This is a genomic window from Cupriavidus sp. SHE, from assembly GCF_000812445.1.
Classification (GTDB): domain Bacteria; phylum Pseudomonadota; class Gammaproteobacteria; order Burkholderiales; family Burkholderiaceae; genus Cupriavidus; species Cupriavidus metallidurans.
Genome location: NZ_JWMB01000031.1, coordinates 1 through 17308, shown reverse-complemented (window position 1 = coordinate 17308; position 17308 = coordinate 1). Strand labels below are relative to the sequence as shown.

22 protein-coding genes and 1 tRNA gene are annotated in these 17308 nt (G+C 58.8%); 10 read left to right on the top strand and 13 right to left on the bottom strand.

Annotated elements, in window-relative coordinates; all coding sequences use genetic code 11:
• The first annotated feature begins 200 nt into the window (after positions 1-200).
• From RN01_RS16795 to RN01_RS16755, 9 genes are all read left to right on the top strand, one after another.
• The gene (locus tag RN01_RS16795) at positions 201-1049 is read left to right on the top strand and encodes an ABC transporter substrate-binding protein (protein ID WP_017515515.1); all 849 of its coding nucleotides are present in this window, start codon (positions 201-203) and stop codon (positions 1047-1049) included.
• 105 nt (positions 1050-1154) lie between these two features.
• On the top strand, positions 1155-1850 hold the full coding sequence (locus RN01_RS16790; RefSeq protein WP_008643604.1) for an amino acid ABC transporter permease: 696 nt from the start codon (positions 1155-1157) through the stop codon (positions 1848-1850).
• Between the two features lie 2 nt (positions 1851-1852).
• Positions 1853-2545, top strand: coding sequence for an amino acid ABC transporter permease (locus tag RN01_RS16785; RefSeq protein ID WP_008643607.1), 693 nt, complete (start codon positions 1853-1855; stop codon positions 2543-2545).
• A gap of 2 nt (positions 2546-2547) precedes the next feature.
• On the top strand, positions 2548-3297 hold the full coding sequence (locus tag RN01_RS16780; protein WP_011515544.1) for an amino acid ABC transporter ATP-binding protein: 750 nt from the start codon (positions 2548-2550) through the stop codon (positions 3295-3297).
• A gap of 156 nt (positions 3298-3453) precedes the next feature.
• Positions 3454-4749, top strand: coding sequence for a replication-associated recombination protein A (locus tag RN01_RS16775; protein ID WP_035832998.1), 1296 nt, complete (start codon positions 3454-3456; stop codon positions 4747-4749).
• 165 nt (positions 4750-4914) lie between these two features.
• On the top strand, positions 4915-6222 hold the full coding sequence (serS, locus tag RN01_RS16770; RefSeq protein WP_024570726.1) for a serine--tRNA ligase: 1308 nt from the start codon (positions 4915-4917) through the stop codon (positions 6220-6222).
• Positions 6223-6309: 87 nt separating this feature from the next.
• Positions 6310-6399: transfer RNA gene (locus RN01_RS16765), tRNA-Ser, on the top strand.
• Positions 6400-6586: 187 nt separating this feature from the next.
• Positions 6587-7177: a recombinase family protein gene (locus RN01_RS16760; protein ID WP_039016695.1), complete on the top strand. Its 591-nt coding sequence runs from the start codon at positions 6587-6589 to the stop codon at positions 7175-7177.
• Between the two features lie 51 nt (positions 7178-7228).
• The gene (locus RN01_RS16755; protein WP_039016694.1) at positions 7229-7657 is read left to right on the top strand and encodes a hypothetical protein; all 429 of its coding nucleotides are present in this window, start codon (positions 7229-7231) and stop codon (positions 7655-7657) included.
• Here the strand turns inward: RN01_RS16755 and RN01_RS16750 are convergent.
• From RN01_RS16750 to RN01_RS16705, 9 genes are all read right to left on the bottom strand, one after another.
• Positions 7654-8574, bottom strand: coding sequence for a hypothetical protein (locus RN01_RS16750; protein WP_052261183.1), 921 nt, complete (start codon positions 8572-8574; stop codon positions 7654-7656). The genes RN01_RS16755 and RN01_RS16750 overlap by 4 nt on opposite strands.
• Positions 8575-9641: 1067 nt before the next feature.
• Positions 9642-10685, bottom strand: coding sequence for a zonular occludens toxin domain-containing protein (locus RN01_RS16740; RefSeq protein WP_017512479.1), 1044 nt, complete (start codon positions 10683-10685; stop codon positions 9642-9644).
• Between the two features lie 9 nt (positions 10686-10694).
• Positions 10695-11012, bottom strand: coding sequence for a DUF2523 domain-containing protein (locus RN01_RS16735; protein WP_017512480.1), 318 nt, complete (start codon positions 11010-11012; stop codon positions 10695-10697).
• Positions 11013-11014: 2 nt separating this feature from the next.
• Positions 11015-11794 carry a virulence factor TspB C-terminal domain-related protein gene (locus tag RN01_RS33950; protein ID WP_128646559.1) on the bottom strand — a complete coding sequence of 260 codons (780 nt, stop codon included), beginning with the start codon at positions 11792-11794 and terminating at the stop codon, positions 11015-11017.
• Positions 11795-12534: 740 nt separating this feature from the next.
• A complete protein-coding gene (locus RN01_RS16725; protein WP_017512482.1) occupies positions 12535-12807 on the bottom strand; it encodes a hypothetical protein in 273 nt (90 codons plus the stop codon).
• 32 nt (positions 12808-12839) lie between these two features.
• Positions 12840-13139: a hypothetical protein gene (locus tag RN01_RS16720; protein ID WP_017512483.1), complete on the bottom strand. Its 300-nt coding sequence runs from the start codon at positions 13137-13139 to the stop codon at positions 12840-12842.
• A gap of 1 nt (position 13140) precedes the next feature.
• A complete protein-coding gene (locus RN01_RS16715) occupies positions 13141-13374 on the bottom strand; it encodes a hypothetical protein (protein ID WP_017512484.1) in 234 nt (77 codons plus the stop codon).
• On the bottom strand, positions 13368-13559 hold the full coding sequence (locus tag RN01_RS16710) for a hypothetical protein (RefSeq protein ID WP_017512485.1): 192 nt from the start codon (positions 13557-13559) through the stop codon (positions 13368-13370). The genes RN01_RS16715 and RN01_RS16710 overlap by 7 nt, the downstream gene beginning before the upstream one ends.
• 205 nt (positions 13560-13764) lie before the next feature.
• Complete coding sequence (locus tag RN01_RS16705; RefSeq protein ID WP_017512486.1) at positions 13765-14085, bottom strand: hypothetical protein; 321 nt, start codon at positions 14083-14085, stop codon at positions 13765-13767.
• Positions 14086-14263: 178 nt separating this feature from the next.
• On the opposite strand from RN01_RS16705, the gene RN01_RS16700 reads away from it, so the two are divergent.
• Positions 14264-14548, top strand: a complete 285-nt coding sequence (locus tag RN01_RS16700; protein ID WP_052261181.1) for a hypothetical protein — start codon at positions 14264-14266, stop codon at positions 14546-14548.
• A 348-nt stretch (positions 14549-14896) separates the two neighbouring features.
• Here the strand turns inward: RN01_RS16700 and RN01_RS16695 are convergent, their stop codons facing one another.
• The 4 genes from RN01_RS16695 to RN01_RS16685 all read right to left on the bottom strand — a co-directional run.
• Entirely contained in the window at positions 14897-15367 is a 471-nt protein-coding gene (locus tag RN01_RS16695; RefSeq protein WP_024570725.1) for a prepilin-type N-terminal cleavage/methylation domain-containing protein, read from the bottom strand.
• 145 nt (positions 15368-15512) lie between these two features.
• Positions 15513-15722, bottom strand: a complete 210-nt coding sequence (locus RN01_RS33945; RefSeq protein WP_128646626.1) for a hypothetical protein — start codon at positions 15720-15722, stop codon at positions 15513-15515.
• 94 nt (positions 15723-15816) lie between these two features.
• On the bottom strand, positions 15817-16287 hold the full coding sequence (locus tag RN01_RS16690; RefSeq protein ID WP_017513863.1) for a prepilin-type N-terminal cleavage/methylation domain-containing protein: 471 nt from the start codon (positions 16285-16287) through the stop codon (positions 15817-15819).
• Between the two features lie 433 nt (positions 16288-16720).
• On the bottom strand, positions 16721-17308 hold a 588-nt coding region (locus tag RN01_RS16685), incomplete at its 5' end, for a prepilin-type N-terminal cleavage/methylation domain-containing protein (RefSeq protein WP_369799863.1).

The window sequence follows — 17308 nt, the reverse complement described above, 5'->3', positions numbered from 1 at the left end:
CGGCGCGATGCGGGCCGCATCCGTCGAAACGCAGGCCATTAGGAAATATCGGCAGATTCGGAGCGAGCTGTAGGGAAGCGGCGCAGTGTCCGCTGCTGCGCGGCAAAGATAGGGTTCGCCCCGAGATCGAATCGGAAGCGTCACAAATAGACTATGTTTCTGCTGCACCCCACAAGACCTTCTTCAACCGAGGAGAGAATATGCAAGCAGACTTCAGGCGGAAACTCCGCCAGATCGCCGGCGTGGCAACGCTGTCCGCGCTTGCACTGAGCGCAGCACCGGCCAGTGCCGACCAAATCGCGGATATCAAGGCCAAGGGCCAACTGGTGTGCGGGGTACTTGGCACGGACGAGCCGTTCAGCTTCGTCGATCCGGCCACCCGCGAGATCGTGGGATACGACGTCGACATGTGCAATGCGGTGGCCAAGAGCCTGGGCGTGAAGCCGGTGCTCAAGCAGATCTCCGTGGCGGCCCGTCTGCCGGAGCTTCAGCAGGGTCACGTGGATCTGCTGGCGGCGTCGCTGACGCACAACAAGGAGCGCGAGTCGCAGATCGATTTCTCGCTGTCGACCTTCATCACCGGACAGAAGGCGATGGTGCGCAAGGAGAGCGGCATCACGACGCTGGGCCAGCTCGACGGCAAGAAGATCCTGACCGTCAAGGGTTCCACCATGGAATCCAACATCGCCGCCAAGATCAAGAATGCCACCGTGGTGTCGTTCGACAACAGCCCGCAGGCGCTGCTGGCGCTGGAGCAGGGCAAGGGTGTGGCGTACGTGAATGACGAGACGTCGCTGGTGAGCAACCTCGTGAAGCTCGGCCCCGCGGCCAAGGACTACACGCTGGTGCCGCAGTACCTGTCGAGCGAGCACCTCGCGCTGGGCATCAGGAAGGGCGAGACCGGGTTCCGCAACCAGGTCAACCAGGTGCTGAGCAAGATGGAAGCCGATGGCGACGCGCAAAAGCTCTACGACAAGTGGTTCGGGCCCAACACCAAGATGAAGTTCCCGCCGCGCGCGTTCAAGATATCAACCGACAAGATCGACTGAGGCGCCAACCCCAGGCCCGGGCCAGGCCGGATGAGTCCGGCTTGATCAACCCGGTCCGATAAACCTCCCCCGGCTGTCCGGCATCGCGCCGGACAGCCACATTCCATGCCCACCTTCAACCTGTCGATGTTGCTGTCGGGGCAGTATCACGAATGGCTGGTCAGCGGGTTCGTGATGTCCCTCAAGCTGTCGGTCATCGCGTTTGCCATATCGTTGCCGCTGGCGATCGTGATCGCCCTGCTGCGGCTTGCGCCGCTGGCGCCCCTGCGGGGATTGGGCCAGACCTATGTCGAGGCGATTCGCAACGTTCCGCTGCTGGCCCATATGCTGTTCTGGTATTTCGGCGCGCCGCAGCTGCTGCCGTTCGCGATCAAGAGCTGGCTGTACGAGCACAACTACGAGGCCGTCAGCGCGCTGATCGCGCTGGTCCTGTACACCACGGCCTATATGGCGGAGGACATCCGCAGCGGCATTCGCTCCATCCCGAAGGAACAACTGGAAGCCAGCCGCGCGCTTGGTTTCAGCTTTCTGGCGTCGATGCGGCTGGTGGTGTTGCCGCAATCGCTGCGCATCACGGTGCCGCCGCTGGTGAACCAGATCCTGAATCTCTGGAAGAACTCGAGCATCGCGATGGTGATCGGCGTGGCCGAGTTGATGTACCAGGCGCAGCAGGTGGAGAGCGCCACCTTCCGGGGCTTCGAGTCCTTCGCGTTCGCGACGCTGGCGTACCTGACCATATCGATGACAATCACGCTGTTCTCGCTCTGGTATCAACACCGGTTTCCGGTACGGAGCATGTAGCCATGCTCGACGTTCTGCAGAACTACGGACTTTATTTCCTGATCGGCCAGTATCCGAATGGCCCGCTGGGCGGGCTGGCGTTGACCGTGCTGCTGGCGGCATCCGGGCTGGTGCTGGCGTTGCCGGTCGGCATCGTGCTGGGGCTGTGCCGCGTGAGCCCGTTCCGCACGCTGCGCTGGCCCGCCACCGTCCTGATCTACGTCGTGCGCGGCACGCCGCTGCTGATGGTGGTGTTCTGGGCGTACTTCCTGCTGCCTTCGGTGACCGGGCATCGCACGCCGCAGTTCGCGACGATGCTGGTTGCGCTGGTGGTTTTCGACGGGGCCTATCTGGCGGAGATCGTGCGCGCCGGCATCCAGGGGCTGCCGCGCGGGCAGATGGAAAGCGCGCGGTCGCTCGGCTTGTCGTATGCGCAGGCGATGGCGCTGGTCATCCTGCCGCAGGCACTGCGCAACATGCTGCCGTCGCTCGTGAACCAGCTTGTGTCGACGATCAAGGAGACATCGCTCGGCTACATCATCAGCTTGCCGGAGGTCTCGTTCATCGCCGGGCAGATCAGCACGCAGATGCTGACCCAGGCCGCGCAGGTCTACCTGCTGCTGGCATTGAGCTATTTTGTCATGTGCTTCGGATTGACCCGTTGCGCCTATCTGCTCGAGCGCCGGCTCGCGGCACGCAACGCTGTGAAGGTGTAACCATGATCAGCATCGAACATGTCAGCAAGTGGTACGGCGATTATCAGGCGCTGGTCGATATCAACGAATCGGTGGCGAAGGCGGAGGTGGTCGTCGTGTGCGGGCCGTCGGGCTCGGGCAAGTCGACGCTGATCCGCACGCTGAACCGGCTCGAGGCCATCCAGAAGGGGCGGATCGTCGTGAACGGGCAGGACGTGCACGCGCGCAACGTGGACGTCAACGCACTGCGTAGCGGCATCGGCTTTGTCTTCCAGCAGTTCAACCTGTTTCCACACCTGACCGTGCTGGAAAACTGCACGCTGGCGCCAGTGCGGCTCAAGCGGATGTCGACACAGGAAGCGAAAGATTTCGCGATGAGCCTGCTGGAACGGGTGGGGTTGCCGCACAAGGCGTCGGCCTATCCGGGGCAGTTGTCCGGCGGCCAGCAGCAGCGCGTGGCGATTGCCCGCGCGCTGGCAATGAAGCCACCGGTCATGCTGTTCGACGAACCGACGTCGGCGCTTGACCCCGAAATGGTCAACGAGGTGCTCCAGGTGATGAAGGGGCTCGCGCGCGACGGCATGACGATGGTCTGCGTCACCCACGAAATGGGCTTCGCGCGCGAGGTGGCGGACCGCGTGATCTTCATGGATCAGGGCGAGGTGCTTGAGCGCGCCACGCCGGAGCGCTTCTTCCAGAAGCCCGAGCATCCACGCGCGCAACGCTTCCTGGCCGATATCCGATCGCCTTGGGAGTCGGTCATCGCACCCTGATACCGGCACCCCGGATGGCGTGGGGCGGGCCGCGGCAGGCGGCGCCGATGGTCTACACTGTGGCGTTCGCAAGCCGCTTCCGGCGGCCGCACCAGATTGAGAGGCCCAAGTACCGTGGCGGATTCGCTGTTCTCCGACCCCCCCGACCGTTCCCGAATGCCGCTGGCCGAGCGCCTGCGCCCGCGCAATATCGATGAAGTCATCGGCCAGCAGCACCTGCTCGGCCCAGGCAAGCCGCTGCGCGTGGCGTTCGAGTCGGGTGAGCCGCATTCGATGATCCTCTGGGGCCCGCCCGGCGTGGGCAAGACCACGCTGGCCCGGCTGATGGCCAATGCGTTCGATGCCGAGTTCATCGCGCTGTCGGCCGTGCTGTCGGGAGTCAAGGATATTCGCGAGGCGGTGGAACGGGCCGAGCAGTTCCGCGCGCATGGCCGGCGCACGCTGGTGTTCGTCGACGAGGTGCATCGCTTCAACAAGAGCCAGCAGGACGCGTTCCTGCCGCACGTGGAAAGCGGGCTGTTCACGTTTATCGGCGCCACCACTGAGAATCCGTCGTTCGAGGTCAATGGCGCCTTGCTGTCTCGGGCGGCCGTCTACGTGCTCAAGAGCCTGAACGAAGACGAACTCAAGCAGCTGGTGCTGCGTGCCAGCGAGGAACTCGGTGGCATTCGCTGGGACGACGAGGCAATGGGCCTGATCGTCGCCTCGGCCGACGGCGATGGCCGCAAGCTGCTCAACAATATCGAGATCGTGGCGCGCGCGGCTCGTAATGCCGGTGTGGATGCGGTGGATACGGCGCTGTTGGGCAGCGCGCTATCGGAAAACCTGCGTCGTTTCGACAAGGGTGGCGACGCGTTCTACGACCAGATCAGCGCCTTGCACAAGTCCGTGCGCGGTTCCGACCCGGATGGCGCGCTGTACTGGTTCTGCCGGATGCTCGATGGTGGCGCCGACCCGCGTTACCTGGCGCGCCGGATCGTGCGGATGGCGTGGGAGGACATCGGCCTGGCCGATCCGCGCGCGGCACGGATCACGCTCGATGCCGCGGAGACCTACGAGCGGCTGGGGTCGCCGGAAGGCGAGCTGGCATTGGCGCAGGCGCTGCTGTACCTGGCCGTGGCGCCAAAGTCGAACGCGGGCTACAACGCGTACAACGCGGCGCGTGCCTTTGTCGCCAAGGACAAGTCGCGGGCCGTGCCCGTGCATCTGCGCAACGCGCCGACAAAACTGATGAAGGAGCTTGGCTACGGCCATGCGTATCGCTATGCGCATGACGAGCCGGAAGCCTACGCGGCGGGCGAGCACTACCTGCCCGACGATCTGCGCAGCCAGGACTGGTACCAGCCCACGCCGCGCGGGCTGGAAGGCAAGATCGGCGACAAGCTGCGGCATCTGCGCGATCTGGACGACGCCTGGCATCGCGAGCAGCGCGGCAAGTCCGGCAAGGACTGAGCAGGGGGCGAGGGGAGAGCGGGGCGGCGAGCAGGGACCCGGATAACTCCCAAAGTGCCGAGCAGAAGGCAAAAACCAGCCGGATTTGCTCCCGACGGGTCGTGCCAGTGCAGTAAAATGTTCCGTTCGCCGGCATGTTGCCGGCACTGCACATGACCAAGCAACATGCTCGACATCCAGCTGCTCCGCAAAGACATCGACGCCGTGGCCCAGCGCCTCGCCACGCGCGGTTTTCAACTCGATGTGGCCCTGTTCCAGGCCCTTGAGGCCGAACGCAAGCAACTGCAGACCCAGACCGAGGATCTGCAGGCGCGCCGCAACAGCCTCTCCAAGCAGATCGGGATGCTCAAGGGCAAGGGCGAAGACGCCTCGGGCCCGATGGCCGAAGTGGCCGGTATCGGCGACACGCTGAAGGCATCCGCCCAGCGCCTGGCCGAGATCCAGGACCAGATCAGCGACGCGATGCTCTCGATCCCAAACCTGCCGCACGAAAGCGTGCCGACGGGCAAGGACGAAACCGAGAACGTCGAAGTCCGCCGCGTGGGCACGCCGCGCACGTTTGATTTCGAGATCAAGGATCACGTGGATGTCGGCGCCCGTCTCGGCCTGGATTTTGAGACGGCCACGAAGGTCACTGGCTCGCGCTTCGCCTTCCTACGGGGTGGCGTGGCACGCATGCATCGCGCGCTGGTCCAGCTCATGGTGGACACGCACACGCTTGAACATGGCTACACCGAGATGTACGTGCCGTACATCGTCAATGCCGCGTCGATGCGCGGTACCGGCCAGCTGCCGAAGTTCGAGGACGACCTGTTCAAGGTGCCGCGCAAGGTCGGCGGTGAGGATGGCCAGGACGCTATCGAGAACTTCTACCTGATCCCGACCGCCGAAGTGCCGCTGACCAACATGGTCCGCGACGCGATCGTTGCCGCGGAAAAACTGCCGCTGCGCTTCGTGGCCCACACGCCATGCTTCCGTTCGGAAGCGGGCTCGTACGGCAAGGACACGCGCGGCATGATCCGCCAGCATCAGTTCGACAAGGTCGAGATGGTGCAGGTGGTGCCGTCCGAGCAGTCGATGGACGCGCTCGAGCAGATGACTGGTCACGCCGAGACGATTCTGAAGAAGCTCGAGTTGCCGTTCCGCACCGTCGTGCTGTGCACGGGCGACATGGGCTTTGGCAGCACGAAGACCTACGACATCGAAGTGTGGATTCCGGCGCAGAACACGTACCGCGAAATCAGCTCGTGTTCGAGCATGGGCGACTTCCAGGCGCGCCGCATGCAGGCACGTATGCGCGCCGGACAGGGCAAGCCGGAACTGGTGCACACGCTGAACGGCTCCGGCCTGGCTGTGGGCCGCACGCTGGTGGCGATCCTGGAGAACTACCAGAACGCGGACGGTTCGGTGACGGTGCCGAAGGCGCTGCAACCGTACATGGGCGGCATCACGCGCCTGGAACCGGAAGCGTAAAAATAGTTACAGAAGGGGCTTGCGCTCCGGATATGGATATCCCTATAATCTTGGTTTCGCCGCTAACGCAGCGACGACCAAGTTACCGGAGAGGTGGCAGAGTGGTCGAATGTACCTGACTCGAAATCAGGCGTACCGGCGACGGTACCGTGGGTTCGAATCCCACCCTCTCCGCCATAACAAAAAGCTGCCGACGGATTCGACCACCGGCAGACAACAAGAGCGTAGTTAAGCTAAGAACCGACGTTTGCGAAAGCACACGTCGGTTTTGTTTTTCCGCCACCCCCATCCTCAGCGGGGTACGTGAACTGCTCACGGATGCCCGAAAAAGATTGTTTCATACAACTACATATGAAGCAGTCACATGTTAGTCGGATACGCACGGGTTAGCACACAGGAACAAGAAACACACGCACAAACCGACGCACTGCAAGAAGCGGGCGTCGGTTTTATTTTTTCCGAGAAACGATCTGGCGGGAGCATGAGCAAGCGCCCAGTTCTCGAGGAAATGCTCACGAAGATCGGTCCAGGCGATACCGTTGTGGTCTACAAGCTAGACCGCATCGCGCGATCCCTGAAAGACCTGCTAATCATCATTGAGCGCATCGAAGCAGCAGGAGCGGAGTTCCGAAGCCTGACGGAGATGATCGATACACGTTCACCAGCAGGACGGATGATCTTCCAGATCGTCGGCGCATTCGCAGAATTCGAACGAGCACTGATTCGAGAGCGCACCCGGGTAGGCATGGCCGCAGCAGCAAAACGGGGGGTCCGGATGGGGAGGCCAACCGCCATGACCGACGCTGAGGAAGCCGAAGCCATGCGCCTATGGTTCACAGGCAAACACACGAAATCCGCATTGGCCCGCAGATATGGCACTCACATATCGAGTATCAAGCGAGCCATCAAACGACACCACCAGCGCACGCAACCAAGCTTATTGGACGCAGCATAGGCCCTTCTAAGCACTGTGGTAGCCTCTCCCAAAAACACGGAAGGGGCTCAAATGCACAAGATCGTCTTTGTTGCCGTACTCATCATCGTTGCATCCACCGCCAACGCCGCCAAATGCCGAGGCGGAAAAAGCATCCTCTACACACAGGACCAATACTGCCCGGCCGGATACACAGACATCACAACTGATCGCGGAGGAACGGTATCCAGCGTGGGAAAAAGTGATCTCACCATCCAGCAGGAGCAAAGATTCCTGCAACAACGCGCGACAGAAAACGGCCAATACCAAGCGCAAATTACCCAAGCGCAGCAGCAGTTTTCACAGCAGCAAGCCAGCAACGCCAGCCTATGCGCATCTCTATCTAGCCAAGCAAGATCGGTTGAATCGTCTATGCGCCAACCAAACGGTGCACAATACCTCGACTACCTCAAACAGCAACACCGCAACATCCGCGATCAGATGTACCGCAACAAGTGCTAGCCATCTATTGGCCTCTCGTACCACTGATCAGCTGTAGCCAGCCAGAAGCACCCGCGGCCGTGAGACACATAGCTCGAAATGCCTTGCAGGTTGGCATTATCGCAAATCCAACCGAACGCGAAGCGCAAGGCATCATCGAGCGATGCGAACTGGCCCGACACGGGCAGCGCGATATCGATCCCACGCGAAGCCCAATAGCGTTTCGCATTCAGCTCTGAATCCTCAGCATCCTTGCCGATGTACTTCGAGATATAGGCCGCGAGCTTGTGACGAGGCCACTCTTTCACCTTGCCAGCGTGGTTGCCCTTGGGGTTCTGAACATCGATATTACCCATCCCCACGCCTACGACCTGATGCCACAGCGCACGCACAACGTCATACACCTGCCGACCATGCACAGCTAGGTGAATGTGCCATGCGCCGCGTTCCTGACGCTCTAGCACGGCCACATAGCGCCACTTGTCTTTGCCGGTGCGCTTCACCAATCGGTTCATGAGCCGCGAAAACTCTTTGAAATCGCTCTCGACGCGCTCTCGATCCTGAACATTCTCCCGATACGTCAGAGTCAGCAACCGATCAGCCATGATCTGCTTACACAGCAGCCGCACACGCTTACGAGCCCGCTGCACAGCCCGCTCCCGATTCTTATCCTCGTTCAGGGATTCGCCACGCTTAGCTTTCGGCATGGGCATCACGTTGATATCACGGAAGACCTTCACCGGATACCCGACCACCTCGACCTGGCCACCCGGTAGCGTCACGCATTTCACCACCACCTCTTCACGGACATTAGGTGTCGTCAGTCGCTGCGCAACGGCATCAACATAAGAGTCAGAAGCACCCGAATCCTCGTCATACCACGCAAGATCATCGTGGTTGATTTCCTGATAGGCATCAGCTATCGTAAAGCCATCCATGGCGAACGCTCCTAACGTTTCTCGCTGTGGTCACGTCCCCGGAGGATTGCAGTCCTCGCGGGGATTTTTCTTTTCTGTCGGCAGCGTTTGCCGAGTCCCGTTTGCTTAAGTGTCAGTGATACAAGTCTAGGGGCGCGCTTCGCGCGCCCGCGCTCATGCCGCCTTACGGCTGGCCTTGAGCGCGTGGGCCAGCATTCACGAACACATCATCCTGAGCCTGTGGGGCAGGGTGTAGGGCCAGCAGGAGAGCTATGGCAAGGGCCAGCAGCCATGCCGCTACTCCTACCTGCATTGCCTCGATCAACACACCTACGCTCTTTCTGATCGTTTCCAGCAGCCGTTTTCTTGTCTTCATAACCCCTAACCCCTTGGGCGATTCCTTCGGACCGGGCTTTCGCGCAAGCGTCGAGCCTGGGTCTCGCTCCATTCGGACATCAATCCCTATCGCTTTCGCTCTCCGAGCGACCAGACACCTTTACGGTTTCTGGACTTCCCGAGAAAAACCTAATCAGTGTGCTTCGCACATGTGGCGCTCGCCGCGCGGCGTCCCCGGTCAGCCAGCCGAGCGTCATCAGCCCGCCGAGCCCGCCGTCCCTTTTTCGAACATAGTCCACTCCCTTCGGACTTTCGCGGCATAAACGGCCCGCTCCCCATTTCCGATGAAACCGGAAACGGGTCCCCTCCATTTATTCCACGTTCCGAAGGGAGCGGCCTTGCATGTTCGCGGGACGACGAACTCAGCGGACTGATGCCGAAGCAGCTTCGGCAAGCTTCCCGGAGACAAAGACGCCGGGACTCAGAATCTAGCGGCCCGATGACCTTAAAGGCGGAAACCATGAACCAACTGACCCTCTCACTCATTGGCGGCTTGTGCAACGCACCTCTGTGGTTCGCGCTCCCGCGCAAGCGTCGATCGACGCGCGCCAAGATCACTTTCTCGCCATGGTCGCAACTCACGCTCAAGCTACCTATCCGCAAGCTCATCCGCAGTGGCAACCACTTCGTATGGACACGCAGCGACGGCAAGCAATTCGTTTGCCGCACGATCCGCCAACTCGTGGCCCGCATCATGGATTGGGACGGAAAACTGTTGCAGGGTCTGCTGAAGTCTGCGACATCGCAAGCGAACGCGAGCCGAAGGCACCATCGCTAGGCGACCGCGTATCGAACTCACGGAAGTAACCCTTCGCCGCGATAGAGGCGCACATAGTCTTTTCGACATCGAGCACTGTCCCCTGATCGGTGTAACAAGTGCAGTGACCCTTGCCAACCACACACCCCGCGACCACTGGCGCACGCATCGGTTGCGTGATCGCGTCATACACCGGAGCCGTGTGCGGCAACCCCAAAATCCGCGGCTGACGTTCCGCGATGTACTCATCCCGCGTTTTCTTGCGCTCCGGCGCAGCAGTCCCCGGCATCAGCCCACCAGCACCCTTGTCCTGGGCGGACTTCGCCCCTTTCTCCGCAGTCGGTTCAAAACCCATCGCGGCGAAATGCCGATACCCGAAGAAACCAATCACAGCGAGCACGACGAGCAGGGCAGGGATCGTGAATAGCTTCAGCGGAATCGAACGCTTCACCGTGTGCATCGTGGCCGAACGATACTTGCCGTAAAAATCCTTCGGCGGCACGAACGGTTTGCGCACAGCATTCTTGCGAGCGAAGTAATCCTTCGGGTTCTCCGCTACACCATCCTGCCACTCGAAACACACCGCCTTCGTCATACCGAACGGGCGATGCATGTGCCAGTGCGTTTGCACCAAGCGACGAATCTTGGCCTCGAACTGCAACGGGGCTTGCGTGACCAAGTACAGATCAAAACCACGATGCCGATGGACCGCAACCTCGGCATAGTGCTTCGGCAATTCCTTGCCCAACGGCAGCGACGGAAACGTGTTCTGGCACTCGTCCAAAACGATGATTGCCCCATCGGGGCAATTGATCCAGTCCGAGCCTTTCTCCAGCTCTGTCCACCCCTCCAGCTTCACATCAGGGATGCCATGGTAGAAGACCGGACGACCCTCCTCTTTGCGACGTTTTTCAACCGTAACCAGCGTGAAAAACGACTTGTAATTCCCCGGAAGACCAGTAGTGAGATAGACAGGCATGTCAGCCCCTTATTGCGAATCGCCGCCTTTCCAAATCATCTTGACCAACGAGCCGTTGAACACACCGCCCAACGCCGCCTTGATCGTGATACAGGAAAGAATCAGGTTGAAGGCTGTCCCAATGCCAAGCAGGGAAAGCATTTGAAGGATCTGTGGAGGCAGCATGACGATCTGTTGATCGATGATCGTGACGAGCTTGTCAAACAAGAACTGAATGCCCTTGTACTGAACATACCCAACGCCCAAGGCAATCAAAATCTTCCCCACCATGCTCCCGATGATCGAAAGCAACACACCCCACAACAGTTGAATCGCAGCCGCCCACATGGTCACCCCTTCGAGTTATAGCCAAACAGAATCCGAGCACAGAACAGCGCCGTACACAGCAGCACCACCGCTCGAATCCAAGGCGCGTAATCGCACACCGGCTGAAAGGAAATCTCTACGAGCGTATCCAGCGGACGAAACACCAGCGGAGCAGGGCACGCACCACTCCCGAACCGATCCGTGACATTGTTCAGCTTGTCTCCCACGTCCACCGTTTGCATGCCGCCCGTGGCCGCTATCACACCGGCACGGCCCTGATCCTTGGCAGCCTCAGTCGTGAACAGATCACGCGCAGGATCGGCCGCCTCCGCTTCGCAATTGCGCTTGTATTGCTCTTTGGCCATCGCGCACTGGATCGCATCGCCATTGCAGGAAAAACCGGAGCCACACCCGCCGGAGAACATGGAGTCACCATTTTTTCCGCCGCCCTTACCACCACCGCCGCCACCGCAAAACGAAACCGTTGGATTGTCTTTGCAGAAGCCATCCAACGACCCCGTTGTCTGTGTCTTTGTCCCATCCGCATGAGTGACCGTAGCAACAACCACAGACACACCGTTGATATTGCCGATGTTGTAATTCCACGTTTCGGTTTGAGGCGCAGCCTGGACACCACTGGCATCCGTGTTCTGCGTGGTCTTAGTGTCTGTGATGTTCACCTTGGAACCGGGAATGGAACCCGGCCCCGCGCAAACACCAACCCCGTTGACCGTACCGTAGACCTTGCCTTGATCGGCACAGGAAAGCGGGGAAGGGGGGACGTCCTTCGTTTCGTCGTACATCACCGTATCGATGACATCGTAATTGGCAGTCGTGCACGCCTGCCCTGTAGCAGCCCCCAAGCGACCACTGTACGTATAGCCCCCACCAGCCTTAGGAAACGTCACCATCAACGAGCCGCCAGCATACCCACAGCCTTGCACACAGATCAGGCCCGGCGCTTGATCAGTCAGAGACGGACCCGTAACACCCGCACCACGATATTTGTTCAGCAACGTACCCGCGCAATCAGGCGGAGGCGCAGTACTACAGAACCTATCCCGAGTAGCTGCCGTATAAGTCGATGTAATCGTCGTCCCATCGGCACACCGAAGCCGCACAGACGTACCACTCGCATTTTGACCACTCGCATTCTTGTACTGACACGACCGCGTAGGACCTGCCGCGTCATAGACCACGCCGGTATAACCCGTACCAGCCGCCGCAGCAGCAGCACTACAGGCAGCGTCCTCCGTCGAGTAATACACGCCCAACGAACCCGCAGTGAAATCCTTAGGCGGGTAACCAGTAGCTGCCCGCCCGTCAGAAGCCACGATTAGGCCAAAGGCAGTGACTACGGCCAGTAGCACACGAACCCGGAGGCGATTTGTCGAGAGCAGAGCAAGCAGTGAGCAGAACACAGCAGACCCCGATTAGCGCATTGCGATAGCGAGACATACGACCAGAAGAATGACTTCGTATGTATTGAAGATGGACGCGGTATCCATAGTGAGAGAAGGGCGCCGAAGCGCCCTTTTTCAGATCAGCCGAAGAAGGCCGCTTTCGCCCACTTCCAGGCGACGGCGATGCCGGAAACCGTCAGCATCACGCCGCCAATCACGGCCAGTGCACCACTGATGTCGGTCTTCGCCTGATTGGCCGCCGCGCTGGCATCGACACCGCCAGACGTTTGCGCGAAAACCGCCGTCGCGCTCATGGCACCGGCAATCACAGCAGCCTTTGCCCACTGTTTGGCCTGCTTGGACTTCACAGCGTGGCGCACGCCAGCCTCGATCTGTTGCAGATTGAACTTCATAGATAGCTCCCGAAGGGTTGAGGAAAAAAGCGCTACGACCTCTCCGAAGTCACAGCGATTTTTTCCCGGTCGATCAAACGCTGTACGCGCTTGAGAAAACGGTGTTGCCAAATCATTGCTTTGCGGGCATTGCGCTGACGCGATTCCAGCACCGCGAGCCGATACTTCGCCGACCAACGCTTACGGCGAAAACGCTCTTGGATTTCCTCGCCAGCCATGCGCACCAGATGCCAGCACAGGTATCCAAGGAACGCGGAAAAGAAGCTGCACAGCACCACCGCAACAGCAAACTGCCTCGACATTTCAACGATCTGTTCAGTAGTGAGATTCATATCAGCCTCGACGATTAAGGAAGAAGTCATTCATCAGACGGATGCCCCAAGCCATCATCATCACGGTCACGATGACAAGCATCCAGTCCGCTTTTTCTGCGTTAGTCAGCCTGGGAACCATCGAGTGCTGCGCCAACGCTGCATCGAGATCGATCGGTTGTGTTTGACACGCCTGAAAATCGGCCGCGTTGATCGGCGTAGCAGAGTCACAGACAAGGACGTAGCGCATCACCATGCCCGCCCTGCACGATGACTCAGCACACTGAGCAAAAAGGCCGTCACAGCGGCACCGATACATGCACGAATGAACATGGCCGGGTCCATACCAAACGACCAGACCAGCGCGTACAGGTGAAACCAATCCACCGATAGTCCAAGCAGCATGAGAAGCACTGCATCAAGTGCAAAAATCAGTGCCATCGTTCCATCCCCTTTACAACCCTGAACACCTTGGGCGATTCCTTCGGACCGGGCTTTCGCGCAAGCGTCGAGCCTAGGTCTCGCTCCATTCGGACATCAATCCCTATCGCTTTCACTCTCCGAGCGACCAGACACCACCATCGGTTTCTGGACTTCCCGGTAAACAAAAAAGAGGCCGGCGAACCGGCCTCAAAAGAGCAAAAACTTAGGCTGCCTTTTTCTCGGGCACCGGAGCCGTCCCAGTCATCCGCACCGGCAGCAGATCCACGATCCGCACCGTCACCTTGCCCTCGAAATTGGTGAACGAGAAAACCGGTTCGTAAGCACCCGGCGCAAGACCACGCAGATGATCCGGAAGGTTGAGAAGGCCAGCAGTCGTATCCTTTTTGACCTCACCATCACGGTCCGGGTACTCCGCCATAGCGATGCAAGCGCCTTCCTCAATGTGATACCGATTACCGGTCTTACGAGCGACGCCTTCACGAACCGTCACGGCATGGATGTGGACCAGATGCTTTTGATTCATTTTTCTTCTCCGTCAGTGCCGGGGCACACATCCCGGCAGGATTTCGTTACAGGGGGGCCGGTTTACCCGGCGTTGTTTACCGCCTACACTCCGTCATGTAACCGCATTCGTAGTTACTGCGATCGAAGTAATGAGAAGGTTACTGCGTTCGAAGTAACAATAGAAATAGGAGTTTTAAATGAGCTACCAAGAATTGATAGCTAAGGCGCTAAAGGGACGGAGCGTGAATCGCGCAGCCAAGGACTGGGGAATCCCTCAGCCGACGCTCGATCGCTATACGAAGGACCGTCTGCCTGACTTCTATACGGCGTGGAAAATTGCGCAGGAAGCGGGCATGGACCCGGGCGAAGCGTTCGCCCTACTGGCAGAAGAAGAAGCTAAACGGAAGGGTTCGGAATGGACCCTCTCCGCCAAACAAAAAGCTGCTGACGGATTCGACCACCAGCAGACAAAAACAGCGTAGTAAAACTAAGAACCGACGTTTGCGAAAGCAGCGTCGGTTTTGTTTTTTCGGCATGCCCGTTCTCAGCGGGGCAGCGAACTTGTCACCGGTGCTCGAAAAGGCAGTACGCAGGGACAGAATGCGCGTCCATCCCGAAGCACAGCAAGCAGCAGGCGTCGGTTCATTCGTTCCGGTGGCAGCATGAATGGGTGTCCCATCCTGGATTCAACCGTCCGCCTAACAAATCCATCAGCTCATAATCGAGCGAGTCGGCAAGTTCCGAGATCTTTGGCTACGACACTTTTTTACCCGCAAATGGACAAGGCGCTCGTAGGCGCCTCCCCCGCCAACGCATACTGCACTAAGCCATCAGGGGCAACCGCTTTGATTGGGCTTCAAGCCGCGATTGATATCGCAAATTGTGCCCGACGTTGTCCACCTCATGTTTGCCGCGCCAGCAACCGCAGCGGCCGGAGTGTCAACAAGCAGTAGATTGTTGCCGCTGACGTCGGTAGCGCCGGTGGTCACCGAAATAACGCCATTGGTGATGGAAGTTACTGCCGTAATGTTCTTCGTAACAGCCGGTGTAGGAACATAGCCGTTGGCCGCGCCCGCGTTGCAGCCGGTGAGCGTGCCTGTCTCTTGAAGACACAAAGCGATGCCGCTCTTGACAGAGGCCAGTTCCGCCACTGCGCCAGCCGCCTTGGCGCGGGATGTGTAGTCGCTGTACTGCGGAATCGCTATGGCGGCCAGGATACTGATGATCGCGACCACGATCATCAGTTCGATCAGCGTGAAGCCCTCTTGAGCGCTACAGCGCAATTTTTGTACCCGTTGCATAAATCGACCCTTCGAAGAGATTTTAATGGCGACATAAATGCCGCAGACGATCTGTGAGCAAACAATACGCCAGGGTATGCGTGATTTATAGATATCTATTCATGATGAAAATGGTCAGCCAGCTCATCAGAAATGACGGAAAGTGTCAGCTTCGAACCTGAAGTGACAAAAAATTATCATCATCGAGATTGGTAATGACAAAATTTGTCACCTTGCAACATCGCGAGCCCCCTAAGCGACGGATGGCGATGTTCCAGAAAAGAATTATCGCTTGCCGCCGGATTGAAGCGGCTGGATCTGCTCCGTAAGGAAATTCCATCGTCGCACGCACGGCATCCACGATCACGCTTTGCATGTCGGTTGAGTCCGGACGAAATATGGATTCAAATAAAAAAGCGCCCGAAGGCGCTTTTTCTACATTAAACGATGCCTAAATGCTTCTGAGGTAATCAGGGGCAATCGCCTTGACCTGGCTTCAGGCCGCGATTGACGTTGCAGACCGTTCCCGTGGTCGTCCACGTCATGTTCGCCGCACCGGCTACCGGCGCAGTCGGCGTGTCAACAAGCAGCAGGTTAGTACCGCTGGTGTCGGTAGCGCCAGTGGTCACCGTAATAACACCATTCTTAATAGAAGTTACTACCGTGACGTTTTTGGTGACGGCGGGCGTTGGAACATAGCCGTTTGCCGCGCCAGCGTCGCAGCCATTGAGTGTGCCCGTCTCCTGAACACACATGGCGATACCAGTCTTGACGGAGGCCAGTTCCGCCACTGCGCCGGCTGCCTTCGTACGCGAGGTGTAGTCGCTGTACTGCGGAATGGCGATTGCTGCCAAGATACCAATGATCGCGACCACGATCATCAGTTCGATCAGCGTAAAGCCCTCTTGGGCGCGACGGCCCAGATTTTGTACCCGTTGCATAAATCACCCTTCAAATAGATTTTATAAGGCAGCGTAAGTGCTGCAGGCGATCTCAAGCAAACAACGTGCCATATTAAAAAGTGATCTATAAATATCTATTGTCGATCAACTTTTTCGTATTTTCTTCGAGAATGGCAAAAATTGTCATTTTCGAGGCTGAAGTGACAAAGAATGTCACTGTGCTCTTTTTTGGGTGACAAAGTTTGTCACCTAGCAACCCTGCGAGCCTCTTAAGCGACTGATTACGGCGTTCCAAAAAAAGAAGTGCCGCACGCCTCCCAGGCTCATTCGCTCTAATTTAGTCCGCCGCACAGGCTTCCATCGTCGCATGCATGACACCCGCAATCACGCCGTGCATGTCCGGATTCAAACGGAAAAAGCGCCCGAAGGCGCTTTTTCCGCATTAGGCGATGCCTGCTTGCTTCTGACGCAATCAGGGGCAATCGCCTTGACCTGGCTTCAGGCCGCGATTGACGTTGCAGACCGTTCCCGTGGTCGTCCACGTCATGTTCGCCGCACCGGCCGCCGGCGCAGTCGGCGTATCAACAAGCAGCAGGTTAGTACCGCTGGTGTCGGTAGCGCCAGTGGTCACCGTAATAATGCCATTGGTAATGGAAGTTACTGCCGTGATGTTTTTGGTGACGGCGGGCGTCGGAACATAGCCGTTTGCCGCGCCCGCGTCGCAGCCTGTGAGCGTACCAGTCTCTTGAACGCACATAGCGATGCCGGTCTTGACAGAGGCCAACTCCGCCACTGCGCCGGCTGCCTTCGTACGCGAGGTGTAGTCGCTGTACTGCGGAATGGCGATTGCTGCCAAGATACCAATGATCGCGACCACGATCATCAGTTCGATCAGCGTAAAGCCCTTTTGTACCCGTCGGATTCCCATCCGTGCTTTTTTCATGAGTGACCCCAATATAATTTGGGGTATTCGGAATAGCCGGTTGATGAAGGGAACTTCTAACCGGCTTCCGAAGGCGGTGTAGTGATGTTGATGGGAGGCTCCAAGAAGCGCTCCAAG